The 24,196-nt window shown below is 61.7% G+C and carries 22 protein-coding genes; 13 read left to right on the forward strand and 9 right to left on the reverse strand.

Going from position 1 to position 24,196, the window contains the following annotated elements; all coding sequences use genetic code 11:
• Nucleotides 1–28: 28 nt before the first annotated feature.
• On the forward strand, nt 29–712 hold the full coding sequence (locus ACJ8HH_RS05615) for a helix-turn-helix transcriptional regulator (RefSeq protein WP_442520217.1): 684 nt from the start codon (nt 29–31) through the stop codon (nt 710–712).
• A 179-nt stretch (nt 713–891) separates the two neighbouring features.
• Here the strand turns inward: ACJ8HH_RS05615 and ychF are convergent, their stop codons facing one another.
• A complete protein-coding gene (gene ychF, locus ACJ8HH_RS05620) occupies nt 892–1,983 on the reverse strand; it encodes a redox-regulated ATPase YchF (protein WP_033646394.1) in 1,092 nt (363 codons plus the stop codon).
• Nucleotides 1,984–2,317: 334 nt separating this feature from the next.
• Here ychF and ACJ8HH_RS05625 point away from each other — a divergent pair, with 334 nt between their 5' ends.
• Entirely contained in the window at nt 2,318–3,847 is a 1,530-nt protein-coding gene (locus tag ACJ8HH_RS05625) for a SulP family inorganic anion transporter (protein WP_039566525.1), read from the forward strand.
• Nucleotides 3,848–3,884: 37 nt separating this feature from the next.
• Here the strand turns inward: ACJ8HH_RS05625 and pth are convergent, their stop codons facing one another.
• The gene (gene pth, locus ACJ8HH_RS05630) at nt 3,885–4,475 is read right to left on the reverse strand and encodes an aminoacyl-tRNA hydrolase (protein WP_004941053.1); all 591 of its coding nucleotides are present in this window, start codon (nt 4,473–4,475) and stop codon (nt 3,885–3,887) included.
• Between the two features lie 301 nt (nt 4,476–4,776).
• On the opposite strand from pth, the gene ychH reads away from it, so the two are divergent.
• Nucleotides 4,777–5,055 (forward strand): stress-induced protein YchH, encoded by a 279-nt coding sequence (gene ychH, locus ACJ8HH_RS05635; protein ID WP_025302491.1) that lies wholly within the window; start codon nt 4,777–4,779, stop codon nt 5,053–5,055.
• Between the two features lie 185 nt (nt 5,056–5,240).
• Here the strand turns inward: ychH and prs are convergent, their stop codons facing one another.
• From prs to lolB, 3 genes are all read right to left on the reverse strand, one after another.
• The gene (gene prs / locus ACJ8HH_RS05640) at nt 5,241–6,188 is read right to left on the reverse strand and encodes a ribose-phosphate diphosphokinase (RefSeq protein ID WP_004941061.1); all 948 of its coding nucleotides are present in this window, start codon (nt 6,186–6,188) and stop codon (nt 5,241–5,243) included.
• Between the two features lie 174 nt (nt 6,189–6,362).
• Entirely contained in the window at nt 6,363–7,229 is an 867-nt protein-coding gene (gene ispE, locus ACJ8HH_RS05645; protein ID WP_049211446.1) for a 4-(cytidine 5'-diphospho)-2-C-methyl-D-erythritol kinase, read from the reverse strand.
• Entirely contained in the window at nt 7,226–7,849 is a 624-nt protein-coding gene (gene lolB, locus ACJ8HH_RS05650; protein ID WP_033638163.1) for a lipoprotein insertase outer membrane protein LolB, read from the reverse strand. Before lolB ends, ispE begins: the two co-directional genes overlap by 4 nt.
• A 468-nt stretch (nt 7,850–8,317) precedes the next feature.
• Here lolB and hemA point away from each other — a divergent pair, with 468 nt between their 5' ends.
• The 6 genes from hemA to kdsA are packed head-to-tail and all read left to right on the forward strand — an operon-like array spanning nt 8,318 to nt 13,692.
• Nucleotides 8,318–9,580, forward strand: coding sequence for a glutamyl-tRNA reductase (gene hemA, locus ACJ8HH_RS05655; protein ID WP_033638164.1), 1,263 nt, complete (start codon nt 8,318–8,320; stop codon nt 9,578–9,580).
• Between the two features lie 31 nt (nt 9,581–9,611).
• The gene (gene prfA, locus ACJ8HH_RS05660; protein WP_033646391.1) at nt 9,612–10,697 is read left to right on the forward strand and encodes a peptide chain release factor 1; all 1,086 of its coding nucleotides are present in this window, start codon (nt 9,612–9,614) and stop codon (nt 10,695–10,697) included.
• Nucleotides 10,697–11,530, forward strand: a complete 834-nt coding sequence (gene prmC / locus ACJ8HH_RS05665; RefSeq protein ID WP_033646390.1) for a peptide chain release factor N(5)-glutamine methyltransferase — start codon at nt 10,697–10,699, stop codon at nt 11,528–11,530. Before prfA ends, prmC begins: the two co-directional genes overlap by 1 nt.
• Nucleotides 11,531–11,571: 41 nt before the next feature.
• Complete coding sequence (locus tag ACJ8HH_RS05670; protein ID WP_197766239.1) at nt 11,572–11,973, forward strand: SirB2 family protein; 402 nt, start codon at nt 11,572–11,574, stop codon at nt 11,971–11,973.
• Complete coding sequence (gene sirB1 / locus ACJ8HH_RS05675; protein WP_033646388.1) at nt 11,970–12,779, forward strand: invasion regulator SirB1; 810 nt, start codon at nt 11,970–11,972, stop codon at nt 12,777–12,779. The genes ACJ8HH_RS05670 and sirB1 overlap by 4 nt, the downstream gene beginning before the upstream one ends.
• 58 nt (nt 12,780–12,837) lie before the next feature.
• Nucleotides 12,838–13,692, forward strand: a complete 855-nt coding sequence (kdsA, locus tag ACJ8HH_RS05680; protein ID WP_004941087.1) for a 3-deoxy-8-phosphooctulonate synthase — start codon at nt 12,838–12,840, stop codon at nt 13,690–13,692.
• Nucleotides 13,693–13,738: 46 nt separating this feature from the next.
• Here the strand turns inward: kdsA and dauA are convergent, their stop codons facing one another.
• The 4 genes from dauA to ACJ8HH_RS05700 form a co-directional block, all read right to left on the reverse strand.
• Nucleotides 13,739–15,427, reverse strand: a complete 1,689-nt coding sequence (dauA, locus tag ACJ8HH_RS05685) for a C4-dicarboxylic acid transporter DauA (RefSeq protein ID WP_442520218.1) — start codon at nt 15,425–15,427, stop codon at nt 13,739–13,741.
• Nucleotides 15,428–15,659: 232 nt separating this feature from the next.
• The gene (locus ACJ8HH_RS05690; protein ID WP_197759965.1) at nt 15,660–16,145 is read right to left on the reverse strand and encodes a heme-degrading domain-containing protein; all 486 of its coding nucleotides are present in this window, start codon (nt 16,143–16,145) and stop codon (nt 15,660–15,662) included.
• Between the two features lie 138 nt (nt 16,146–16,283).
• Nucleotides 16,284–19,757, reverse strand: coding sequence for a transcription-repair coupling factor (mfd, locus tag ACJ8HH_RS05695; protein ID WP_060456917.1), 3,474 nt, complete (start codon nt 19,755–19,757; stop codon nt 16,284–16,286).
• A gap of 22 nt (nt 19,758–19,779) precedes the next feature.
• Complete coding sequence (locus ACJ8HH_RS05700) at nt 19,780–20,028, reverse strand: hypothetical protein (RefSeq protein WP_048321471.1); 249 nt, start codon at nt 20,026–20,028, stop codon at nt 19,780–19,782.
• Between the two features lie 38 nt (nt 20,029–20,066).
• Here ACJ8HH_RS05700 and lolC point away from each other — a divergent pair, with 38 nt between their 5' ends.
• The 4 genes from lolC to nagK are packed head-to-tail and all read left to right on the forward strand — an operon-like array spanning nt 20,067 to nt 24,189.
• Nucleotides 20,067–21,269, forward strand: coding sequence for a lipoprotein-releasing ABC transporter permease subunit LolC (lolC, locus tag ACJ8HH_RS05705; RefSeq protein ID WP_060452862.1), 1,203 nt, complete (start codon nt 20,067–20,069; stop codon nt 21,267–21,269).
• A complete protein-coding gene (gene lolD, locus ACJ8HH_RS05710; protein ID WP_004941120.1) occupies nt 21,262–21,966 on the forward strand; it encodes a lipoprotein-releasing ABC transporter ATP-binding protein LolD in 705 nt (234 codons plus the stop codon). The genes lolC and lolD overlap by 8 nt, the downstream gene beginning before the upstream one ends.
• Nucleotides 21,966–23,213: a lipoprotein-releasing ABC transporter permease subunit LolE gene (gene lolE / locus ACJ8HH_RS05715; RefSeq protein WP_060430039.1), complete on the forward strand. Its 1,248-nt coding sequence runs from the start codon at nt 21,966–21,968 to the stop codon at nt 23,211–23,213. Before lolD ends, lolE begins: the two co-directional genes overlap by 1 nt.
• Nucleotides 23,214–23,268: 55 nt before the next feature.
• Nucleotides 23,269–24,189: an N-acetylglucosamine kinase gene (gene nagK, locus ACJ8HH_RS05720; RefSeq protein WP_033646381.1), complete on the forward strand. Its 921-nt coding sequence runs from the start codon at nt 23,269–23,271 to the stop codon at nt 24,187–24,189.
• Nucleotides 24,190–24,196: the final 7 nt, after the last annotated feature.

Raw genomic sequence — 24,196 nt, forward strand, 5'->3', positions numbered from 1 at the left:
GTGATTATTTGAGAAACATGTTATCAAGATGTTTTATATCGGTGTGCTTTGCAGGCGAATTACCCCAAAAAAGAGCAGCGACAAGCCGCCTGAGGTGTGGAAGCATGCTTTCATGCTGATAAGGAGAATTAAAGTGAGAGTGATTTATATCGACGGTTCACCGCTGTGCCGGCTGGGTATGAAAACATTACTGGGCGGCGGCGTGATAACCTTATCCTCACCCAATATGAATATTATTAAAAATATAATTCCGGCGCCTGATTTAATTATTACGGAGTTTCCTCAGGAGATTTACCGGTTCGAGGCGTATTTAAATTTCATTAAATATTCACGTGGTGAATATAAAGATGTCCGGTTACTGTTCTTTATCGATAAGACTTCGCCGCTGATCCTGGCGTTTATCGCCGCGTCGCAGCCGGATGCGATTTTGCACAAACGGGAAACGCTGCAGGTGGTGCGAGAGACCTGCGCGGCGCTGGTCTGCCGTGAGGAGGAAGGTGAGCGGCGCATGATGAACCGGCATCGGGCGGCGGCAATCACGCCTGGCGAGGCGGCGGTGCTGTGTGAAACCGCGCGCACGGAAGATATTCGCCTGACCGCGCGGCGGTTGAACCTGCACCCGAAAACCGTTTATTCGCACCTCAATAACGCCGGCAAAAAGTTCGGCATCCGCAATCGGGTGGAACTGCTGAAGATGATTGCGCTGCTGTAGCGCGCCGTTAGCGGGTTTTGCAGCGGCAGCGATTCGCCGGTCACTCGGCGGCAAACCGGCCCTCGGCGTGGAAGGGGGAAATGGGGGAGTCTGAGTCTGGGGAGATAAAAACAAAAATCCACGCCGAAGCGTGGATTTTTCCGTTTCCGGCAGCCGAGAGCAATGCTGCGGGGAAGGGCTTAGACGTTGAACAGGAAGTTCATTACGTCGCCGTCTTTGACGATGTAGTCTTTACCTTCGGAGCGCATTTTGCCGGCTTCTTTGGCGCCTTGTTCACCCTTGTAGGTGATGAAGTCATCATAAGAGATGGTTTGCGCGCGGATAAAGCCTTTCTCGAAGTCGGTGTGGATCTTGCCGGCCGCCTGCGGAGCGGTGGCGCCGACCGGGATGGTCCAGGCGCGCACTTCTTTCACGCCGGCGGTGAAGTAGGTCTGCAGGTTCAGCAGCTCGTAACCGGCGCGGATCACGCGGTTCAAGCCCGGTTCTTCCAGGCCCAGCTCGGCCATGAACTCGTCGCGCTCTTCGTCTTCCAGCTCGGCGATGTCGGATTCCACGGCGGCGCACACGGCAACCACCACGGAGCCTTCGGCGTCGGCGATTTTACGCACGGTGTCCAGGTACGGGTTGTTCTCGAAGCCGTCTTCGTTGACGTTGGCGATGTACATGGTCGGCTTCAGGGTCAGGAAGCTCAGGTATTTGATCGCCGCTTTGTCTTCGTCGCTCAGATCCAGCGCGCGCAGCATGCCGGCGTTTTCCAGGTGCGGCAGGCATTTCTCCAGCGCCGCCAGCTCGGCTTTGGCGTCTTTGTCGCCGCCTTTGGCTTTCTTCTGCACGCGGTGGATGGCGCGCTCGCAGGTGTCGAGGTCAGACAGCGCCAGCTCGGTGTTGATCACATCGATGTCTTCGGCCGGATCGACCTTGTTGTTGACGTGAATGATGTTGTCGTTCTCGAAGCAGCGCACCACGTGGCCGATGGCTTCGGTTTCGCGGATGTTGGTCAGGAACTGGTTGCCCAGGCCTTCACCCTTGGACGCGCCTTTCACCAGGCCGGCGATGTCGACGAATTCCATGGTGGTTGGCAGAATGCGCTGCGGCTTGACGATCTCGGCCAGCTTATCCAGACGCGGATCGGGCATCGGCACCACACCGGTGTTCGGTTCAATGGTGCAGAACGGGAAGTTGGCTGCTTCAATGCCCGCTTTGGTCAACGCGTTGAACAGGGTGGATTTGCCTACGTTAGGCAGGCCGACGATACCGCATTTGAATCCCATGTTGTAATCACCTTAAATATCTTAACTATCAGCCGGTTAGGTTTAATCGACTGCATAAAGGGCAAAATAATGCCGCCATTATACACGTAATGGGCGTTTATCTCGATCAGACTTGTTTGGCCGGGGCGAGCGCAGCGCCCGCGGCCGGTTTTTGATTGAGATTTGGATCACATTTACCCATACTGGCCGTTCCGATTAACCGACAGGAAACGCGCCGGATGTATTTCTTGCCTACGCCACCCTGAGCTGTGCCCGCCTGCAGTCTGCCGCCCCCTGCGGCTCTCCATACCCGCTACGCGGGGAGATGATGTCATCTGTCATAAGTGAATAATGCATGTTTAATCTGAGTAACGTCAGGATCGCGGACGTTAAAAATGAAGTCCTGGCGGGCTTTGTGGTGGCGGTTTCGATGATCCCCGAGGCGGTCGGCTTTTCGCTGGTCGCCGGTCTTTCGCCGATCGTCGGTTTGCATACCGCGTTTATTATCGGCCTGGTCACGGCGCTGTTCGGCGGCAAGCCGGGCATGGTTTCCGGCGCCGCCGGCTCCATTGTGGTGGTGCTGATGAGCCTGGCGGCGCAGTACGGCATGGGCTACGTGCTGTGGGCCACGCTGTTCGCCGGGGGCATTCAAATCCTGATCGGCGCCTTCCGGCTGGGCAAATTCATTCGTCTGGTGCCGCTGCCGGCGATCCACGGCTTCGTCAACGGTCTGGCGATCGTCATCATGCTGGCGCAGCTGAAGATGATCGCCGGGCAGGGGCCGCTGATGTACGGCCTGGTGGCGCTGGCGATTGCGGTGGTGGTGCTGTTCCCGCGCCTGACCAAGGCCATTCCGTCTTCGCTGGCGGCGCTGCTGGTGGTTTCGGCGTTGGCGATCGGCCTCAATCTGCACACGCTGCGGGTGGGCGATCTGGCGGACATTTCCGGCGCGCTGCCGCACTTCAGCCTGCCGACGGCGCCGTTCACCCTGGAAATGGTGCGGGTGGTGCTGCCCTATGCGGTGGTGATCGCCCTGGTCGGTTTGATTGAATCGCTGCTGACCATGACGGTGCTGGATGAAATGGGCGGCAAGAAGGGCAACGGCAATCGCGAAAGCATCGCGCAGGGCGCCGGTAACGCAGTGTGCGGCCTGTTCGGCTGCTTCGCCGGCTGCGCGATGATCGGCCAGTCGATCATCAACTTCACCTCGGGCGGGCGCGGGCGCCTCTCCGGCACGGTGGGCGCCATTCTGCTGATTCTGTTCGTGGTCAGCCTGTCGCGCTATATCGGCCTGCTGCCGGTAGCGGCGCTGGCCGGGGTGATGCTGGTGGTGTGTTACAACACCTTCGAGTGGAGTTCGCTGCGCCGTTTGCGCCGTATGCCGAAGGCGGACGCGCTGGTGATGCTCGCCGTCACGCTGATCACCATCTTTACCGATCTGGCGGTGGCGGTGATCAGCGGGGTGATTATCTCGGCGCTGGTGTTCGCCTGGCAGCAGGCGCGCATCCGCGTGCGCCAGCGGCAGTTAACGGGCGACGTGGCGGTGTATCAGCTCGATGGCCCGCTGTTCTTCGGCTCTGCCGCCGCTTTCGCCGAGCTGTTCGAGCCGCAAAGCGATCCGCAGAACGTGGTGCTGGATTTTGCCGGCACCCGGGTGATGGATTCCAGCGGCGTAGAGGCGATCGATAAGCTGACGGCGCGTTACCTGGCGGCGGGGAAAAGCATTCGGCTGCGCCACCTGAGCGGCGACTGCGTGCGTTTACTTAAGCGCGCCGGGCCGTTTTGCAGCCATGAGCTGGACGATCCGCAGTATTACGTGGCGGAAGAGGGCTTCACCGCCGATGACCGCCGCGTGAGCGAGGAGACCTTCAACCCGCGCGGCTAGAAGCAGGCAGCGGGCAGGGCGCCCGCTGCGGCAAGGTTCAGGCCTGCGCCTTGAAGCTGTGCAGGCGCTGAACGGTTTTTTCCAGCCCGTCCTTCATCAGCATCTCGGTGCAGCGCAGCGACTCGTCGATCGCTTCGTCGATCATCTTCTGCTCGCTGGCCGGCGGCTTGCCGAGCACGAAGCCCACCACCTTGTTCTTGTCGCCCGGATGGCCGATGCCGATGCGCAGGCGGTAGAAGTTCGGGTTGTTGCCGAACTTGTTCTGGATGTCTTTCAGGCCGTTGTGGCCGCCGTTGCCGCCGCCGAGCTTGATTTTGGCGACGCCGGGAGGCAGATCCAGCTCGTCGTGCGCCACCAGGATCTCGTTTGGTTCGATGCGGTAGAAGTTGGCCATCGCCAGCACCGCTTTGCCGCTCAGGTTCATGAAGGTGGTCGGCACCAGCAGGCGCACGTCGTTGCCCGCCAGGTTTAAACGGGCGGTGTAGCCGAAGAACTTGCTCTCTTCTTTCAACTGCTGATTGTGGCGCTGGGCCAGCAGATCGACGTACCAGGCGCCGGCGTTGTGGCGCGTTTGGGCATATTCCGCGCCCGGGTTGGCCAGGCCAACTATCAATTTAATACTGCTCACTGGGAGATTCACTATGATCAGGGTAATGGAAAGGGCCTTAGTCTACCTGCCGGGGCGGCGAATGACAAAATCCGATCCCCGCCGTCGCCTTAGGTAAGAAAGACGAATGATTCATTAGCTGAATAATTCAATTTGTCCGCTAATTTTCAGCGGCGCGTTAAGAAGTGTCAATAATTCTTTACCATTTGTGATCGCCTCCGCAATCCCCTTGCCGCAACAAGGACTATACTTAACTTATCAAAGTGGGTTAACAAGTTGCAGCGTTATCCCGGTTGGCACATGGCAATCATGGAGGTGGCATATGAAACGTAGAAGCGCGGACAGAATGGGCAACTTTTTTATGGGGCTGGGGCTGGTCGTGATGATCGGCGGCGTCGGATACTCCATTATTGCTGAAGTATCCCAGTTCAATTTACCGCAATTTTTCGCCCACGGCGCCATCATGAGTATCTTCGTCGGCGCGCTGTTGTGGCTGGTGGGCGCGCGTATCGGCGGCCGCGAGCAGGTGGCGGATCGTTACTGGTGGGTAAAACACTTTGATAAACGGTGCCGCAACGACCAACATCGTTCGTCGCATTGATTAAAAAATCAGAAGGGAAGCGAGAGCAGGGCAAGGGAAAATCTGCCGTGCATTAAGGTTTGAGGTCATGTTGGACTACGAGTAGAAAACCCGTTGTTGCTCACGCACCAACGGGTTTTTCTTTTTCTGCTGTCGGGCTCGCTATCTTTCCGGCGCGGTGGGCGCCGCACCGGAAAGACGACGCATCAATGCTCGAACATTGCAGAGATCGACTCTTCGTTGCTGATGCGGCGGATGGCTTCAGCCAGCATGCCGGACAGGGTCAGAGTGCGAACGTTTTTCAGTGCCTTGATTTCCGGCGACAGCGGAATGGTGTCGCAGACGATCACTTCATCAATCACCGAGTTCTTGATGTTGTCCACGGCGTTGCCGGAGAAGATCGGGTGCGTCGCGTAGGCGAATACGCGCTTGGCACCGCGTTCTTTCAACGCTTCAGCCGCTTTACACAAGGTACCGCCGGTGTCGATCATGTCGTCGACCAGCACGCAGTCGCGGCCTGCCACGTCACCGATGATGTGCATCACCTGAGAAACGTTCGCGCGCGGGCGGCGTTTGTCGATGATGGCCATGTCGGTGTCGTTCAGCAGTTTGGCGATGGCGCGGGCACGGACTACGCCGCCGATGTCCGGGGAAACCACGATCGGGTTTTCCAGGTTCTGCTGCAGCATGTCTTCCAGCAGGATCGGGCTGCCGAACACGTTGTCTACCGGTACGTCGAAGAAGCCTTGAATCTGCTCAGCATGCAGATCCACCGTCAGAACGCGGTCAACCCCTACGCTGGAGAGGAAATCGGCAACCACCTTGGCGGTGATTGGCACACGCGCGGAACGCACGCGGCGATCCTGGCGGGCATAGCCGAAGTAAGGGATAACGGCGGTAATACGACCTGCGGAGGCGCGACGCAGGGCGTCGACCATCACAACCAGTTCCATCAGGTTGTCGTTGGTCGGGGCACAGGTGGACTGGATGATGAAAATATCACCGCCGCGTACATTTTCGTTGATTTGCACGCTCACTTCGCCGTCGCTAAAACGACCTACAGCGGCGTCACCAAGGCTGGTGTACAAACGGTTGGCAATACGTTGTGCTAGTTCCGGGGTGGCGTTACCAGCAAAAAGCTTCATATCAGGCACGAGAAGAACCTCAGGCTTGCGTCCAGAGAAGATATTGTCATACGACATCGCCAAGGGGCAGTCGGCGACGCCGGCGCAATATACATACGGGTATGTAAAACTAAAATTGAGACCGCAGGCAGCGCAGGGATAACAGGGCCAGGTGTGCATGACCCTGCGCAGCGAAACGTTGAGCTACGACTCAAACCGCCCGGAACGAATGCGATGTAGTGGGGAGACGTTAACGCCGCGCGCTACAAAACCACACAACCACTCCGGGGCTTGATTTAACACCTGACGGGCGGCGATTTCTGTGTCGAATTCAGCAAACACACAAGCACCTGTGCCAGTCAGGCGTGACGGGGCGTATTCTAACAGCCATGAAAGAAGCTGTTCAACCTCGCGAAAACGTTTTCTTGCGATCGGTTCGCAATCATTTGCGTACGGTGCCTGCAACAGCTCACTTAAGGAGCGAATCGGGGTGTCTCTTTTCAATTCGGGGTCGCCGAAGATAACCGGCGTCGGGATGCCGACGCCGGGATGCGCCACCAGATACCACTTTTCCTGCGGCTCGGCCGGCTGCAGGCGCTCGCCGATGCCTTCGGCGAAGGCGGCGTGGCCGCGCACGAACACCGGCACGTCGGCGCCGAGGCTGAGCCCCAGCTCGGCCAATTGGTCGTCGCCAAGACCGCAGCGCCACAGTTCGTTCAGCGCCACCAGCACGGTGGCGGCGTTGGAGGAGCCGCCGCCCAAACCGCCGCCCATCGGCAGGCGCTTGTCGATGCTGATGTCGGCGCCGCGCGGTGCGGTCTGCAGGCCGCGTTCATCGCAATAGCGCTGCAGCAAGCGGGCGGCGCGCACGATCAGGTTCTGCTCGTCCGGCACGCCGTCGACCGGCGTCAGCAGATGAATGCGATCGTCCTGGCGCGGGTCAATGGTCAGGGTGTCGCCGTAGTCCAAAAACTGGAACAGCGTCTGCAGCAGGTGATAGCCGTCTTCACGACGGCCGGTGATGTACAGAAACAGGTTGAGTTTCGCGGGGGAGGGCCACTGGCGGATCATTTGAGCGTCCAGTTGTCCATTTTCAGCTTGATGCGCTGGTCGCCCTGCTGCAGCTCCAGGCGGTTAGGCAGCGTCGGCTGCACCTCGTTGCTGTAGCCCTGGTAATCCACTTTCCAGGTCTGGCCGCCTTGCTGGTAGGTCAGCTTGCTCAGGCGATATTGGTCATCCAGGGCAAAATCGCCGGCTTCGCCCGGCAGGCCGAGCATCCACTGGCGCAGGTTGTTCAGCGGGATCGCCATGCCGGTCAGCTTGCGGATCATCTCTTCCGGATTGTCGCTGACGTAGCGTTTGCCCTGGTTGTCGGTCAGCTGCACCACGTTTTTCTGCACGTTGAGATCCATTTCCGTGCTGCCGAGCGGGTTGGTCAGCAGCAGGCGGTAGCGCTCCGGCGAGAACTGCTGCCAGAAGAAGCGGGCGTAGACTTTTTTCTGATCAGACAAGTAGGCGAAGGAGCCGCGGGTCTGATAGGTGCTGAGCTGCTGCACCGCCTGCTCATGGGCGCGCCACTGCGGTGAGGTCGGGCTGGTGGCCGGGCCGGTCGGCTTGGTGGTGGTACAGGCGGCCAGCACCAGGCTGGCCAGCGGAATCAGACGGAGCAAACTAACTTTGCGTATTGGCATAACTTTCTCTTGTCCTTTTGTCCTTGCGGGCATGCGCGACGAAACCCGGATTCAGCGCTCACGCTAACGGGGCGGCGGCGGCGCGTCAATTTTTTGCTGCATCGCGTTGAATCTTGCCGCTTTTACCGGCGCAATGCCAACCCGGCACGCGCGTCGGGGTCGCCATTAAGCGTAACACAATCACCTGAAGGCGGGGGAGGTGCGCCCGATAAGCGGTGCCTTCGTTGCGCAAACGCCGCCGTTGTGTACGCCGAATAGCGTGCGCGTTATCGCAAACTGCGCTAAAATTTAAGCAATCGACCTACCTCATGACTATTTATCCTGCTGTATTTATTGCTTATTCATTAATTGATGTCATCTATGACAGCGATTGAACGGAAGATGCGGTTGTTACTTTTATTGATCCCGCGCATCAAGTAGAATGCCGTTCAACGAGAACCCGTACCAAGATAAGTATTACTCGAAGCAATGACCCTGCTGGCGTTAGGTATAAATCACAAAACCGCTCCGGTTTCTCTGCGTGAAAGGGTGACCTTCTCGCCAGAGTCCATCGATGAGGCGCTGACCAGCTTGCTCCAACAACCGTTGGTGCAGGGCGGCGTCGTGTTGTCCACCTGCAACCGCACCGAGCTGTACCTCAGCGTAGAGCAGCAGGAACACATGCACGAGCAGCTGGTCGCCTGGCTGTGCGCCTACCACAACCTGCGCCCGGAAGAGGTGAAGAAAAGCCTGTACTGGCATCAGGGCAACGACGCGGTCAGCCATCTGATGCGGGTGGCCAGCGGGTTGGACTCATTGGTACTGGGCGAACCGCAGATCCTCGGCCAGGTGAAAAAGGCCTTCGCCGAGTCGCAACGCGGCCAGTCGCTGTCCGGCGAGCTGGAGCGTCTGTTCCAGAAATCCTTCTCCGTCGCCAAGCGCGTGCGCACCGAAACCGACATCGGCGCCAGCGCGGTTTCCGTGGCGTTCGCCGCCTGTACGCTGGCGCGGCAGATCTTCGAATCGCTGGCCGATCTCAACGTATTGCTGGTGGGCGCCGGCGAAACCATCGAGCTGGTGGCGCGTCACCTGCGCGAGCATAAAGTGCGGCACATGATCATCGCCAACCGCACCCGCGAGCGCGCACAGCTGCTGGCGGACGAGGTCGGCGCCGAGGTGATCACCCTGCCTGAGATCGACGAACGCCTGGCGGACGCCGACATCATCATCAGTTCCACCGCCAGCCCGCTGCCGATCATCGGCAAGGGCATGGTGGAGCGCGCGCTGAAGGCGCGCCGCAACCAGCCGATGCTGCTGGTGGATATCGCCGTACCGCGCGACATCGAACCGGAGGTCGGCAAACTGGCCAACGCCTATCTGTACAGCGTGGACGATCTGCACGCCATCATTCAAAGCAACCTGGCGCAGCGCAAAGCGGCGGCGGTGCAGGCGGAATCGATCGTGCAGCAGGAAAGCACCAACTTCATGGCCTGGCTGCGCTCGCAGGGCGCGGTGGAAACCATCCGCGACTACCGTTCGCAGGCCGACCAAATTCGCGCAGAGATGGAAGCCAAAGCGCTGGCCGCCATCGCGCAGGGCGCCAACGTGGAGCAGGTGATACACGAGCTGGCCCATAAACTGACCAACCGTCTTATTCATGCCCCCACCAAATCCCTCCAGCAGGCCGCCGGCGACGGCGACGTGGAGCGGTTGCAGTTATTACGCGACAGCCTCGGGCTGGATCAGCATTAGTTTTCTCTATTAACAGGGTTTATTACCACGCATGAAGCCTTCTATTGTTGCCAAACTGGAAGCGTTACAAGAGCGCCATGAAGAAGTGCAGGCGCTGCTCGGCGATGCCGGTGTCATCGCCGACCAAGACCGGTTCCGCGCGCTGTCGCGAGAATACGCGCAGCTGACCGACGTCAGCCGCTGCTTCCTGGAATGGCGTCAGGTGCAGGAGGATCTGGAGACGGCGGAAATGATGCTGGACGATCCGGAGATGCGCGAAATGGCGCAGGAAGAGCTGAAACAGGCGCGGGCGGCCAGCGAAGAGCTGGAGCAGCAGCTGCAGGTCTTGCTGTTGCCGAAAGATCCGGACGATGAGCGCAGCTGCTTCCTCGAAGTGCGCGCCGGCACCGGCGGCGATGAGGCGGCGATCTTCGCCGGCGATCTGTTCCGCATGTACAGTCGTTACGCCGAAGGCCGCCGCTGGCGCGTCGAGGTGATGAGCGCCAACGAAGGCGAGCACGGCGGCTTCAAGGAAGTGATCGCCAAAGTCTCCGGCGATGGCGTGTACGGCCAGCTGAAGTTTGAATCCGGCGGCCACCGCGTGCAGCGCGTGCCGGAAACCGAATCCCAGGGGCGCATCCACACCTCCGCCTGCACTGTGGCGGTGATGCCGGAAGTGCCGGAAGCCGAGCTGCCGGACATCAACCCGGGCGATCTGAAAATCGACACTTTCCGCTCCTCCGGCGCCGGCGGCCAGCACGTTAACACCACCGACTCGGCGATCCGCATCACCCACCTGCCGACCGGCATCGTGGTGGAGTGCCAGGACGAACGTTCACAGCACAAAAACAAAGCCAAGGCGATGTCGGTGCTGGGCGCGCGCATTCGCGCCGCCGAGATGGCCAAGCGCCAGCAGGCCGAAGCGTCCACTCGCCGCAACCTGCTGGGCAGCGGCGATCGTTCCGACCGCAATCGCACCTACAACTTCCCGCAGGGGCGGGTGACCGACCACCGCATCAACCTGACGCTCTACCGTCTGGACGAGGTGATGGAAGGCAAACTGGACATGCTGATCCAGCCGATCGTGCAGGAGTATCAGGCCGACCAGCTGGCTGCGCTGTCCGCCGAGCAAGAGTGATGGACTATCAACACTGGCTGAAAGCCGCCGCCGCGCGTTTGACCCACAGCGACAGCGCCCGGCGCGACGCGGAAATCCTGTTGGGTTTCGTGACCGGCAAGGCCAGGACCTTCCTGATGGCGTTCGGTGAAACCCTGCTGACGCCGCCGCAGCAACAGCAGCTGGAGACGCTGCTGGCGCGCCGCGAGCGCGGTGAGCCGGTGGCCTATCTGGTGGGCGAGCGCGAGTTTTGGTCGCTGCCGCTGTCGGTTTCGCCCGCAACGCTGATCCCACGCCCGGATACCGAATGCCTGGTGGAATTGGCGCTGGCGCGTCTGCCGCCGCAACCCTGCCACTTCCTCGATCTCGGCACCGGCACCGGCGCCATCGCGCTGGCGCTGGCCAGCGAGCGCCCGGATTGTTCGGCAATCGGCGTCGATGTGCAGCCGGAGGCGGTCGCGCTGGCGCAGCATAATGCGCGCAAGCTGAAGATCGACAACGTCCGGTTTCTACAGGGCAGCTGGTTTGCGCCGGTGGCGGGGCAACGCTTCGCGCTGATCGCCAGCAATCCGCCCTATATCGATGCCGCCGATCCGCATTTGTCGCAGGGCGATGTGCGCTTCGAGCCCGGCAGCGCGCTGGTCGCCGCCGATCATGGGCTGGCGGATCTGGCCGCCATCGTGGGCCAGGCGCCGCACCATTTGCAGCCCCAGGGTTGGCTGCTGTTGGAACATGGCTGGCAGCAGGGCGAGAGCGTGCGCGCGCTGCTGCAGGCCGCCGGATTTTCCGCTGTCGCCACCCACCGCGATTACGGCGACAACGACCGCGTGACGCTCGGCCAATGGCCGGGATAAGCGCCACTGATAATAACGACGCCCGCGCCATTTAAGGGAGCATCATGACTGCATACACCGCGTTGAAACATTTCCATTTGCTGACGGTCGCCATCAGTATTACCTTGTTTGTGCTGCGTTTCTTTTGGCAGTGGCGCCGCTCGCCGATCATGGGCCGCCGCTGGGTCAAGGTAGCGCCGCACCTGAACGACACGCTGCTGTTCGTCAGCGGCGTCGCGCTGGTGGTGACGTTCGGGTTTTATCCGCTGCTGGGTATGGACTCATGGCTGACCGAGAAGCTGTTTGGCGTTATTATCTATATCCTGCTTGGCTACGTCGCATTGGGCAAGAAGACCAAAAGTCAGCGGCTGCGAACCGTGGCGTTCGTGCTGGCGTTGGGCTGCCTGTACCTGATAATTAAACTTGCCACGACGAAAATACCGTTTCTGATGGGATACCTATGAGTAGCATTGCTGATTTTGAATTTAACGCCTCGCCGCTGAGCGAAGGGGTGATCCTGGTGTCGCAGTCGGTGCGGCGCGATTTCCCGGCTGCCGACGTGGAGCGCAAGCTGCAACAGCTGGTGGACGAAGCGCGCGCGGCGGTGCCGGCCGATATCACTCAGGAGCAGCAACTGGATGCGCTCATCGAGCTGTTTTACAAGACCTGGGGCTTCGGTGGCGCCAGCGGCGTGTACCGCCTGTCGGACGCCATCTGGCTGGACAAGGTGCTGGAAGGGCGGCAGGGCACGCCGGTCTCGCTGGGCACCATTTTCCTGCACATCGCCAACGCGCTGGATCTGCCGCTGCTGCCGGTGATTTTCCCCACTCAGCTGATCCTGCGCGCCGACTGGCTGGACGAAGAGCTGTGGCTGATCAACCCGCTTAACGGCGAAACCCTGAGCGAACACCAGCTGGAAGTGTGGATCAAGGGCAACCTGGGGCTGGGCGCCGAGCTGGAAGACGACGACCTCGACGAGTCGGAGAACATCATGGTGGTGCGCAAGATGCTCGATACGCTGAAGGCCGCCCTGATGGAAGAAAAACAGCTGGAAATGGCGCTGCGCACCAGCGAAACGGTGCTGTGCTTCGATCCGGAAGATCCGTACGAGATCCGCGACCGCGGGCTGATATACGCCCAGCTGGAGTGCAACCATATCGCGATTTCCGATCTCAACTATTTTGTCGAGCAGTGTCCTGAAGACCCGGTCAGCGAAGTGATCAAAGTGCAGATCCATTCGATTGAGCCGAAACAGGTGACGCTGCATTAATTCAATGACTCCGCGCAGTGTGCAAGGCGACGGTTACAACCTTAACAAAGGCGAAAGCATGAAACAGAAAGTGGTTAGCATTGGCGATATCGACGTAGCAAACGATCTGCCGTTTGTGCTGTTTGGCGGTATGAACGTGCTGGAATCGCGCGATCTGGCGATGAGCATCTGCGAACACTACGTCACCGTGACGCAAAAACTGGGCATTCCTTACGTATTCAAGGCCTCTTTCGACAAGGCCAACCGCTCTTCCATCCACTCGTACCGCGGTCCGGGCCTGGAAGAAGGGATGAAGATCTTCGAAGAGCTGAAAAAAACCTTCGGCGTGAAAATCATCACCGACGTGCATGAAGCGGCGCAGGCGCAGCCGGTTTCCGAAGTGGTTGACGTGATCCAGCTGCCGGCCTTCCTGGCGCGCCAGACCGATCTGGTGGAAGCGATGGCGAAAACCGGCGCGGTGATCAACGTCAAGAAGCCGCAGTTCGTCAGCCCGGGGCAGATGGGCAATATCGTCGACAAGTTCAAAGAGGGCGGCAACGACCAGGTGATCCTGTGCGATCGCGGCAGCAACTTTGGCTATGACAACCTGGTGGTCGACATGCTGGGCATCAACGTGATGAAAAACGTGACCGGCGGCCATCCGGTGATCTTCGACGTGACCCACGCGCTGCAGACCCGCGACCCGTTCGGCGCCGCGTCCGGCGGCCGCCGCGCTCAGGTGGCCGAGCTGGCGCGCGCCGGCATGGCGGTCGGCCTGGCCGGCCTGTTCCTCGAAGCGCACCCGGATCCGAACAACGCCAAGTGCGACGGCCCGTCCGCGCTGCCGTTGGACAAGCTGGAGCCGTTCCTGGCGCAGATGAAAGCCATCGACGACCTGGTGAAGAGCTTCCCGGAGCTGGATACCAGCAACTAAGCGATTATCGCCATCAAAAAGCCCGACTCGTCGGGCTTTTTTACGTTTAGGCGTCGGTGGCCGCCAGCGCTTCCGGCAGCGTCGGGTAGAACTGCAAGCGGCCCTCGATCGGCTGCACCCGCGCGCGCGCCAGGGTTTTCAGCGGCTGGAATGGCACGTCGGTGATCACCAGCTTTTTGTCCGCCGGCAGCACCTCGATAAAGCGCCGCAGGGCGCTCAGGCCGCCGGCGTCGAGCACCGGCACCGCATCCCATTGCAGCACGATCGTGCGGTAGCCTTCGCTGCGCGCCAGCAGTTCGGTAAAGATGCGCTCGGCGGCGGCGAAGAACAGCGGGCCGTTCACCCGCAGCACCAGGCGGCCGTGGTCGGCGCTCAGCTCGCTCAGCCGCGTCATGCGGGCGATGCGGCGCATAAACAGCAGCGACGCCAGCACGATGCCCACGGTAATGGCGATCACCATGTCGAACAGCACCGTCAGCGACATGCACAGCAGCAGCACCAGAATGTCGTCCTTCGGCGCCCGGCGCAGCAGGTAAACCACCTTGTGCGCCTCGCTCATGTTCCAGGCGACCATCAGCAGCAGCGCCGCCATCGCCGCCAGCGGCAGGTAAGAGAGCCACGGCGCCAATACCAGCAGCGCCAGCAGCACCAGCAGCGCGTGGATGATGGCGGATACCGGCGAGGTGGCGCCGGCGCGCACGTTGGCCGCCGAACGGGCAATCGCGGCGGTGGCGGTAATGCCGCCGAAGAACGGCGCGATGATGTTGCCCGCGCCCTGGCCGATCAGTTCGCTGTTCGAGTTGTGCTTCTTGCCGGTCATGCCGTCGAGCACCACCGCGCACAGCAGCGATTCGATCGCGCCGAGCATCGCCATTGAAAACGCCGCCGGCAATAGGGCGGAAACGGTTTGCCAGCTCAGGGTGAACGGCTGCCCGCCGCCGCCCGACAGATCCCAGGGCAGCAGCAACTGCGGCAGGATCGGCGGGATGCCCTGCCCGCTGCTGCCGTCGGCCAGCAGGTAGCTGAAGCGCGAGCCGATGGTCGCCACCGGGTGATCAAACAGCGCCAGCAGTCCCATCAGCGCAGTGCCCGCCAGCAGCGCCGGCAGGTGGCCAGGCACCCGCAGGCCGAGCTTGGGCCAGAAGATCAGGATCAAGAGCGTCACCGCGCCGATCAGGGTATCACCGAAATCCAGCGTTGGCAGCGCCTGCAGCAGGGCGTGCAGTTTGCCGACGTAATTTTCCGGCGTGTGCGCCAGCTGCAGGCCGAAGAAGTCCTTGATCTGCATGGTGGCGATGGTGATGGCGATGCCGGAGGTAAAGCCGAGGGTCACCGGCAGCGGAATGTACTCGATCAGCCGGCCCAGGCGCGCCAGCCCCATCAGCAGCAGAAACACCCCGGAGATCAGCGTGGCGACCAGCAGGCCGGCCAGGCCGAACTGCTGCGAAACCGGATACAGGATCACCACGAAGGCGGCGGTGGGGCCGGAGACGCTGTAGCGCGAACCGCCGCTGACGGCGATGACGATGCCGGCGATGGCGGCGGTATACAGGCCGTACTGCGGCGGCACGCCGCTGGCGATCGCCAGCGCCATCGCCAGCGGGATGGCGATAATACCGACCGTCACCCCGGCGATAGCGTCTTTCAGCAACCGCGCCAGGCTATAAGGTTCCCGCCAGCAGGCGTCTATCAGCGCGCTGAAGGGGCGAATTCTGTTTATTTCATGCGTTTTCATCTACGGTGCGTACCAAATCTTCAAAAGTGAAAGGAATGGCGGGCCCGATGAGGTCCGTCTTGTCACGTGACAGATACCATACGCCTTTTGCTCAGAGGATTACCAGACCTGTGTCAATTTGGCGCAGGAAATCGGAGAGTCGCCCTTTTGTTTGGGGCTAAATGCCGATAATAGATAAGTCGGCCGCAGATTCTGCGGCTGAAAAGGAAAGGAATAATCGAGGTTTTAACGGCTAGTGGAGTTCGGGCAGGGATAAGCCGAGAAAGTGGGCTAAAGTACTCACCAGCAGCTGATGGTCTTCTTTCTGCGGCGCGCCGGAAATGCTGATGCTGCCGACGCAGCCGAGGCCGGTCAGGGTGAGCGGGAAGGCGCCGCCGTGCACCGAATAGTCGCGCACGCTCAGCCCGTAGCGTTCCTCCAGCGACGTTTGCCGCTGCTGCAGGCGCAGGCCGATGGCGTAAGAGCTTTTGTGAAAATGATTCACCAGATTACGCTTGCGCCGCACCCAGTCGGCGATGTCCGGCGTGGCGCCCGGCATGGCGTAATAAAACAGCGTTTGCCCGGCCAGTTGGATCTCGATGGCGATGCTCAGGCCGCGCCGCTCGGCGGCGGTTTTCAGCGCCGCGCCCAGTTCCCAGGCGGTGGCGGCGTCAAAATGGGTAAAGGCCAGCGTCGCTTCCTGTTCGCTGAGCGCCTGCAGTTCATCGTCGATATTCATGCGGTTCTCCCCCAATAACACAGGGCACAGAGTAGCCTGAAGCGCCTGGGGAGGGATAGAAGGCTTGGCGATAAGATAGAACCGCCCGGCCGCAGCCGGGGATGGGAGTGTGCGCCCCGGCGAGCGGGGCGCGTGGCCTCAGGCCGCCAGCGTGTGTTCGCGGAACGCGTCCAGCAGCTCTTCGGTGAACGTCAGGCGTTTTTGGCGATCGGCCAGATCGAGCGTGAACTTCAGCTTGCTCGGGCCGTCCAGGCGGTAAACCTGCGGATTGCCCTGCAACAGGCCGATCAGATAACCGGGATCGACGCGGTTGTTGTCGCCGAACTCGATAAAGCCGCCGCGCTCGTTGCTCTCGATGCGTTTGATGCCCAGCTTCTGCGCATGCAGGCGCAGCGCCGCGCACTGCAACAGGTTGCGCGCCGCGTCCGGCAACTGGCCGAAGCGGTCGATCAGCTCGACTTTCAGCTCATCCAGCTCGCCGTCGCTCTTCGCGCTGGCGATGCGCTTGTACAGCGACAGGCGGGTATTGACGTCGGGAATGAAATCTTCCGGCAGCAGCGCCGGCATGCGCAGTTCCACCTCTGTCTGGCTGCTGGTGAGATCTTCCAGTGACGGTTCGCGGCCGTTTTTCAACGCATCGACGGCGCTTTCCAGCAGCTCCATGTAGAGCGAGAAGCCGACGGTGGTCATCTGGCCGCTCTGGTCTTCGCCCAGCAGTTCGCCGGCGCCGCGGATCTCCAGATCGTGGGTCGCCAGCGCGAAACCGGCGCCGAGATCTTCCAGCGACGCGATGGCCTCGAGCCGTTTATGGGCGTCGGTGCCCATGGCTTTCGGGTTTGGCGTCAACAGATAGGCGTAAGCCTGGTGGTGCGAGCGCCCGACGCGGCCACGCAGCTGGTGCAGCTGCGCCAGGCCGAAGCGATCGGCGCGCTCGATGATGATGGTGTTGGCGCTGGGAATATCGATGCCGGTTTCGATGATGGTGGTGCACACCAGCACGTTGAAGCGCTGGTGGTGGAAATCGTTCATCACCCGTTCCAGATCGCGCTCGCGCATCTGGCCGTGGCCGATGGCGATGCGCGCTTCCGGCACCAGCTCCGCCAGGCGCTGCGCCGCTTTCTCGATGTTTTCGACGTCGTTGTAGAGGTAGTAAACCTGGCCGCCGCGCAGCACTTCGCGCAGGATCGCCTCGCGCACCACCAGGCTGTCGTATTCGCGCACGAAGGTCTTCACCGCCAAGCGGCGCGCCGGCGGGGTGGCGATGATCGACAGATCGCGCATGCCGCTCATCGCCATGTTCAGGGTACGCGGGATCGGCGTGGCGGTCAGCGTCAGGATATCGACGTCGGCGCGCATCGCCTTGATACGTTCTTTATGGCGCACGCCGAAGCGGTGTTCTTCATCGACGATCAGCAGCCCCAGGTCTTTCCAGCGCAGATCGCTCTGCAACAGCTTGTGGGTGCCGATGATGATGTCCACCTTGCCTTCTGCCGCGTCGTCCAGCACCTGCTGCTGCTCTTTGGCGCTGCGGAAGCGCGACATCATCTCGATGCGGATCGGCCAGGTGGCGAAGCGATCGCGGAAGTTGTCGAAGTGTTGCTGCGCCAGCAGGGTGGTCGGCACCAGCACCGCCACCTGTTTGCCGTTTTCCACCGCCAGGAAGGCGGCGCGCATCGCCACTTCGGTTTTGCCGAAGCCGACGTCGCCGCACACCAGGCGATCCATCGCCAGCGGCTGACACATGTCGCTCAATACGGCATTGATCGCCTGTTCCTGATCCGGCGTGGTTTCGAACGGGAAGCTCTGGCAGAACAGCTGATACTGTTCGCGGTTGTGTTTGAAGGCGAAACCGGCCTTGGCGGCGCGCTGGGCGTAGATATCCAGCAGCTCCGCCGCCACGTCGCGCACCCGCTCGGCCGCTTTCTGCCGCGCGCGCGTCCAGGCGTCGCCGCCCAGTTTGTGCAGCGGGGCGTTTTCGTCCGCGCCGCCGGCGTAGCGGCTGATCAGATGCAGCGAAGAAACCGGCACGTACAGCTTGTCCTCACCGGCGTAGGAGAGGATCAGGTACTCGGCCTTGATGCCGCCGGCCTCCAGCGTGGTCAGGCCGACGTAGCGGCCAACGCCGTGCTCCAGGTGCACCACCGGCTGGCCGGGATGCAGCTCCGCCAGGTTGCGGATCAGGGTATCGGTGTTGATGGTGCGCCGGTTGTCCTGCCGGCGGCGGCTGACGCGCTCGCCGAGCAGATCGCTTTCGCAGATCAGCGCCCGCCGGCGTAGGCCGTCGAGGAAGCCGTGTTCGGCGGCGCCGACCATCATGTAACGGCCCGCCGTTTCCGCCTGATCGAGGCGCTGAATCAGCGCCGGCGCCAGCTTGATGCGGCCGAGCAGATCCTGCAGCGTTTCACGCCGCCCCTCGCTCTCGACGGAGAAAATTACGCTGCCGTCGAAGCCTTCGATAAAGCGCCGCAGGTTATCCAGCGGGGATTTATGCTGCGCCTGCACCGCCAGATCGGGCAGGGCATGGTAGTCCAGATTGGTATTGCCGGCCTTGGCCGGCAGCTCATCGGTTTTCAGCGCGATGCGCGGCCAGGCCTTCAGCTCGCCGAACAGCGCGTCGACGCGCAGCCACAGCGTATCCGGCGCCAGCAGCGGGCGCATCGGATCGACGCGGCGGCTTTCGTAACGCTGGTTGACGTCTTGCCAGAAGCGCTCAGCGGCGCCCTCCAGATCGCCGGTATTGACGATCAGCGTGTTGGCCGGCAGGTAGCTGAACAGCGACGGCAGCGGCTGGCTGAAGAACAGCGGTTGCCAGTATTCGATGCCGGCCGGCCAGGCGCTTTTGCTGACCTGCTGATAGATGTGTTCGGCGTCGCGGCGCACCTCAAACTGCTCGCGCCACTGGCTGCGGAACAGCTCGATGGCGTTCTTGTCGGTGGGGAACTCGTGAGCCGGCAACAGATTGATGGCCTCGACTTCGCTCAGCGTGCGCTGGGTATCGACGTCGAAGATGCGCAGGCTGTCGATTTCGTCATCGAAAAAGTCGATGCGGTAAGGCTCATCGCTGCCCATCGGGTAAAGATCGAGCAGCGCGCCGCGGGTGGCGAATTCGCCGTGCTCCATCACCTGATCGACGCTGCGATAGCCGGCCTGTTCCAGCTGCGCGCGCAGCTTGTCGCGCGACAGGCGCTGGCCTTTCTTCATCACCAGCGCGTGGCCGTGCAGGAACTCGTGCGGGCAGACGCGCTGCATCAGGGTATTGACCGGCAAAATGATCACGCCGCGCGCCATGGTCGGCAGATGATACAGGCTCGACAAACGATCCGAGATGATTTCCTGATGCGGCGAGAAGCTGTCATACGGCAGGGTTTCCCAGTCGGACAGCGTGGTCACCATCTGGTCGGTGAACTGCTGGATCTCGTCGCGCAGCCGCAGGGCGTTTTGCATGTCCGGCGCGATCAGCATCACCGGGCCAGGGTGGCGTTCGACGATCTCGGCGCACTCCACGGCGCAGGCCGCGCCGGTCAGTTGCCCCAGCTGGCGCAGATCGCCTGCGCGATCGGGCAGAGAATAACGAGGGGATGAGGAACGGTTACGGCTATCGGAAGTGCTCATTCAGGTATCTTTAATCAATGTGTTAGAGGGCGTTCCGGCACGGATAACCCAGCGCCTTTATGCTGTTTATAGTAGCCCAGCGGCCGGCAAACTGACACAGCAAAAAGCGCTGCTCATCGCTTTTTTGCCGATTATTTAACCGGTTGACGCCGTCGACTTTTTGCGGCGACGGGTCAATATTGCGCTCATCTGCCGCCGCCGTTCTCCTCTGCGCCACGCAATAAAAGGCCGTCGGGTGTTCCCTAAACGAGGGAGAGCCTTTATCATCCATGATCACTTTGCTTAAGCCACGGCTATCAAACGGATTTCATGTATCAACCTGTCGCGTTATTCATTGGCCTGCGCTACATGCGCGGGCGAGCCTCAGACCGCTTCGGGCGGTTTGTTTCCTGGCTTTCCACCATCGGCATTACGCTGGGGGTGATGGCGTTGGTCACCGTGCTGTCGGTGATGAACGGATTCGAAAAGGATCTGGAGAACAACATCCTCGGCCTGATGCCGCAGGCGTTGATCACCAGCCCGCAAGGATCGGTTAATCCGCAGCAGCTGCCGGCCTCCGAGGTGCAGAAGCTGCAGGGCGTCACGCGCGTTGCGCCGCTGACCACCGGTGACGTGGTGCTGCAAAGCGCCCGCAGCGTGGCGGTCGGGGTGATGCTCGGCGTCAATCCCGACGAAGCCGATCCGCTGACCCCGTATCTGGTCAACGTCAAGCAGCAACAATTGCAGCCGGGCCAATACAACATCATTATCGGCGAACAGCTGGCGGGGCAACTCGGCGTCAAGCGCGGCGATTCGCTGCGCGTGATGGTGCCGAGCGCCAGCCAGTTCACGCCGATGGGCCGCATTCCCAGCCAGCGCCTGTTCACCCTTATCGGCACCTTCCACGCCAACAGCGAGGTGGATGGCTATCAGCTGCTGGTCAACCAACAGGACGCTTCGCGCCTGATGCGCTACCCGGCCGGCAACATCACCGGCTGGCGCCTGTTCCTGCAGCAGCCGCTGGCGGTCGATACCCTCAGCCAACAGGCGTTGCCGGCGGGCACGGTCTGGAAAGACTGGCGCGATCGCAAGGGCGAGCTGTTCCAGGCGGTGCGCATGGAGAAGAATATGATGGGGCTGCTGCTCAGCCTGATCGTGGCGGTGGCGGCGTTTAACATCATTACCTCGCTCGGCCTGCTGGTGATGGAGAAGCAGGGCGAGGTCGCCATTCTGCAGACCCAGGGGCTGACTCGCCGCCAGATCATGTCGGTGTTCATGGTGCAGGGCGCCAGCGCCGGCATCATCGGCTCGCTGCTCGGCACGCTGCTCGGCGTGCTGCTGGCCACCAACCTGAATAACCTGATGCCGATCCTCGGCGCCCTGATCGACGGCGCTTCGCTGCCGGTGGCGGTCGATCCGCTGCAGGTGACGATCATCGCCGTGGTGGCGATGGCGGTTTCCCTGTTGTCCACGCTTTATCCTTCATGGCGCGCTGCCGCCGTACAACCCGCTGAGGCTTTACGTTATGAGTAACCATCTTTTGCTGCAGTGTGACAACCTGTGCAAGACCTATCAGGAAGGCAATCTGCACACCGACGTGCTGCGCAACGTCAGCTTTGCCATGCAGCAGGGCGAGATGATGGCGATCGTCGGCAGCTCGGGTTCCGGCAAGAGCACCCTGTTGCACCTGCTGGGCGGGCTGGACTCACCGACCTCCGGCGAGGTGATCTTCAAGGGCGAATCGTTGAACGCCATGTCTTCGGCGGCCAAGGCCGAGCTGCGCAACCGCCAGCTGGGCTTCATCTATCAGTTCCACCATCTGCTGCCGGACTTCACCGCGCTGGAAAACGCCGCCATGCCGCTGCTGATCGGCGGTGCCAAACCGGCGCAGGCGCAGGAGAAGGCGCGGGAGATGCTGGCGGCGGTCGGGCTGGAAAAACGCAGCAAGCACCGCCCGTCCGAGCTCTCCGGCGGCGAGCGTCAGCGCGTGGCGATCGCGCGCGCGCTGGTCAATAATCCGGCGCTGGTGCTGGCGGACGAACCGACCGGTAACCTGGACAAACGCACCGCGGACAGCATCTTCGATCTGCTGGGCGAGCTGAACGTGCGTCAGGGCACCGCTTTTCTGGTGGTGACGCACGATCTGCAGCTGGCCAAGCGCCTGAGCCGCCAGCTGGAAATGGCCGACGGCCACCTGCAGGCGCAGCTGACCCTGATGGGGGCCGAGTAATGGCGGGAGCCTCACTGTCCTTCCTGACGGCCCTGCGTTTCAGCCGCGGTCGTAAACGCGGCGGCATGGTGTCGCTGATCTCGGTCATCTCCACCATCGGCATCGCGCTGGGGGTGGCGGTGTTGATCGTCGGCCTGAGCGCGATGAACGGCTTTGAGCGCGAGCTGAAAAACCGCATTCTGGCGGTGGTGCCGCACGGCGAACTCGAACCGGTCAATCAGCCGTTCAGCGGCTGGCCGTCGATTCTGCAGCGGGTGGAGAAGGTGCCGGGCATTGTGGCCGCCGCGCCGTACATTAACTTTACCGGCCTGATGGAGAACGGCGCGCAGCTGCGCGCGGTGGAAGTCAAAGGCGTGGATCCGCAACAGGAGAGCCGGCTGAGCGCGCTGCCGCAGTATGTGCAGGGTGATGCCTGGGCCAACTTCAAGTCCGGCGAACAGCAGGTGATCCTCGGCAAGGGCGTGGCCGACGCGCTGGGCGTCAAGCAGGGCGCCTATGTGACGGTGATGATCCCCAACAGCGACCCGGAAATGAAGCTGTTGCAGCCGAAGCGCATTCGCCTGCACGTGACCGGCATTTTGCAGCTCAGCGGCCAGCTCGATCACAGCCTGGCGCTGGTGCCGCTGGCCGACGCGCAGCAGTATCTCGACATGGGTGACAGCGTCACGGGTATCGCCCTCAAGATGAACGACGTGTTCGCCGCCAACAAACTGGTGCGCGACGCCGGCGAAGTGACCAACGCCTACATTTACATCAAGAGCTGGATCGGCAAGTACGGCTACATGTACCGCGATATCCAGATGATCCGCGCCATCATGTACCTGGCGATGGTGCTGGTGATCGGCGTGGCCTGCTTCAACATCGTTTCCACGCTGGTGATGGCGGTGAAAGACAAAAGCGCCGACATCGCGGTGCTGCGCACCCTGGGCGCCAAAGACGGCTTTATCCGCGCCATCTTCATCTGGTACGGGCTGCTGGCCGGGCTGCTGGGCAGCCTGAGCGGCGTAGTGATCGGGGTGATCGCCTCGCTGCAGCTGACCAACATTATCCGGGGCATCGAGAAACTGGTCGGCCACTCCTTCCTGTCGGGCGATATCTACTTCATCGACTTCCTGCCTTCCGAGCTGCACTGGCTGGACGTGCTGATCGTGTTGGCGACCGCTATCGTGCTGAGCCTGTTGGCCAGTTGGTATCCGGCGAGGCGCGCCAGCCGCATCGATCCGGCGCGGGTGCTCAGCGGACAATAAAACCCACGGGGGGAGGCAGCGATGCCGCCCCGTTTTTTTAGCCTGGGGATGGGTTATGTACTACGGTTTCGATATGGGCGGCACCAAGATTGAGCTGGGGGTATTCGACGACAACCTGCAGCGCATTTGGCAAAAGCGGGTGCCGACGCCGCGTGAAGACTACCGGCAGCTGCTGGCCACGCTGGGCGATCTGACCCTCGAGGCGGATGCGTTCTGTGGCCGCAGCGGCAGCGTCGGCATCGGCATTCCGGGCCTGCCCAACGACGATGACGGCACGCTGTTTACCGCCAACGTGCCGGCGGCGATGGGGCGGCCGTTGCCCCGCGATCTGGCGGCGCTGATCGGCCGCGAGGTGCGCGTCGACAACGACGCCAACTGCTTTGCGCTGTCGGAGGCCTGGGACGACGAGTTTCGCCGCTACCCGACGGTGCTGGGCATCATCCTCGGCACCGGCGTTGGCGGCGGCCTGATCGTCGATGGCAAGACGGTGCCTGGGCGCAACTATATCGCCGGCGAGTTCGGCCATTTGCGCCTGCCGGTGGACGCGCTCGAGGTGCTGGGGCGTGATGTGCCTCGCGTCGCCTGCGGGTGCGGCCACCAGGGTTGCATTGAAAATTACATATCGGGCCGCGGTTTCGAATGGATGTACGCCCATTTCTATGGCCGGCACTTGCCCGCCACCGAGATCATTGCGCATTATCAGGCGGGTGAGCCGCAGGCGGTGGCTCACGTCGACCGCTTTATGGACGTGCTGGCGATCTGCCTGGGCAACCTGCTGACGGTGCTGGATCCGCACCTGGTGGTGATCGGCGGCGGACTGTCGAACTTCGACGCCATTTACCAGGCGCTGCCGCAGCGGTTGCCGGCGCACCTGCTGCGGGTGGCCCGGCTGCCGCGCATCGAGAAGGCGCGCTATGGCGACGCCGGCGGCGTGCGCGGCGCAGCGTTCCTCAATTTGGTAAACAGGGAAAAGTAAGGAGAGA

The organism is Serratia sp. CY32780 (assembly GCF_052169135.1).
Classification (GTDB): Bacteria; Pseudomonadota; Gammaproteobacteria; order Enterobacterales; family Enterobacteriaceae; genus Serratia; species Serratia sarumanii.

Bases quoted from the DNA above. Each gene is read 5' to 3' on its own strand.
- lolD (WP_004941120.1), top strand. From the start codon at position 21,262: ATGAGTAACCATCTTTTGCTGCAGTGTGACAACCTGTGCAAGACCTAT.
- dauA (WP_442520218.1), bottom strand. From the start codon at position 15,427: ATGAAAACGCATGAAATAAACAGAATTCGCCCCTTCAGCGCGCTGATA.
- lolB (WP_033638163.1), bottom strand. From the start codon at position 7,849: ATGCCAATACGCAAAGTTAGTTTGCTCCGTCTGATTCCGCTGGCCAGC.
- sirB1 (WP_033646388.1), top strand. From the start codon at position 11,970: ATGAGTAGCATTGCTGATTTTGAATTTAACGCCTCGCCGCTGAGCGAA.
- prfA (WP_033646391.1), top strand. From the start codon at position 9,612: ATGAAGCCTTCTATTGTTGCCAAACTGGAAGCGTTACAAGAGCGCCAT.
- ispE (WP_049211446.1), bottom strand. From the start codon at position 7,229: ATGATCCGCCAGTGGCCCTCCCCCGCGAAACTCAACCTGTTTCTGTAC.
- hemA (WP_033638164.1), top strand. From the start codon at position 8,318: ATGACCCTGCTGGCGTTAGGTATAAATCACAAAACCGCTCCGGTTTCT.
- ychH (WP_025302491.1), top strand. From the start codon at position 4,777: ATGAAACGTAGAAGCGCGGACAGAATGGGCAACTTTTTTATGGGGCTG.
- ACJ8HH_RS05615 (WP_442520217.1), top strand. From the start codon at position 29: ATGTTTTATATCGGTGTGCTTTGCAGGCGAATTACCCCAAAAAAGAGC.
- ACJ8HH_RS05625 (WP_039566525.1), top strand. From the start codon at position 2,318: ATGTTTAATCTGAGTAACGTCAGGATCGCGGACGTTAAAAATGAAGTC.
- nagK (WP_033646381.1), top strand. From the start codon at position 23,269: ATGTACTACGGTTTCGATATGGGCGGCACCAAGATTGAGCTGGGGGTA.
- ACJ8HH_RS05700 (WP_048321471.1), bottom strand. From the start codon at position 20,028: ATGGATGATAAAGGCTCTCCCTCGTTTAGGGAACACCCGACGGCCTTT.
- lolC (WP_060452862.1), top strand. From the start codon at position 20,067: ATGTATCAACCTGTCGCGTTATTCATTGGCCTGCGCTACATGCGCGGG.
- lolE (WP_060430039.1), top strand. From the start codon at position 21,966: ATGGCGGGAGCCTCACTGTCCTTCCTGACGGCCCTGCGTTTCAGCCGC.
- ACJ8HH_RS05690 (WP_197759965.1), bottom strand. From the start codon at position 16,145: ATGAATATCGACGATGAACTGCAGGCGCTCAGCGAACAGGAAGCGACG.
- ychF (WP_033646394.1), bottom strand. From the start codon at position 1,983: ATGGGATTCAAATGCGGTATCGTCGGCCTGCCTAACGTAGGCAAATCC.
- prmC (WP_033646390.1), top strand. From the start codon at position 10,697: ATGGACTATCAACACTGGCTGAAAGCCGCCGCCGCGCGTTTGACCCAC.
- mfd (WP_060456917.1), bottom strand. From the start codon at position 19,757: ATGAGCACTTCCGATAGCCGTAACCGTTCCTCATCCCCTCGTTATTCT.
- kdsA (WP_004941087.1), top strand. From the start codon at position 12,838: ATGAAACAGAAAGTGGTTAGCATTGGCGATATCGACGTAGCAAACGAT.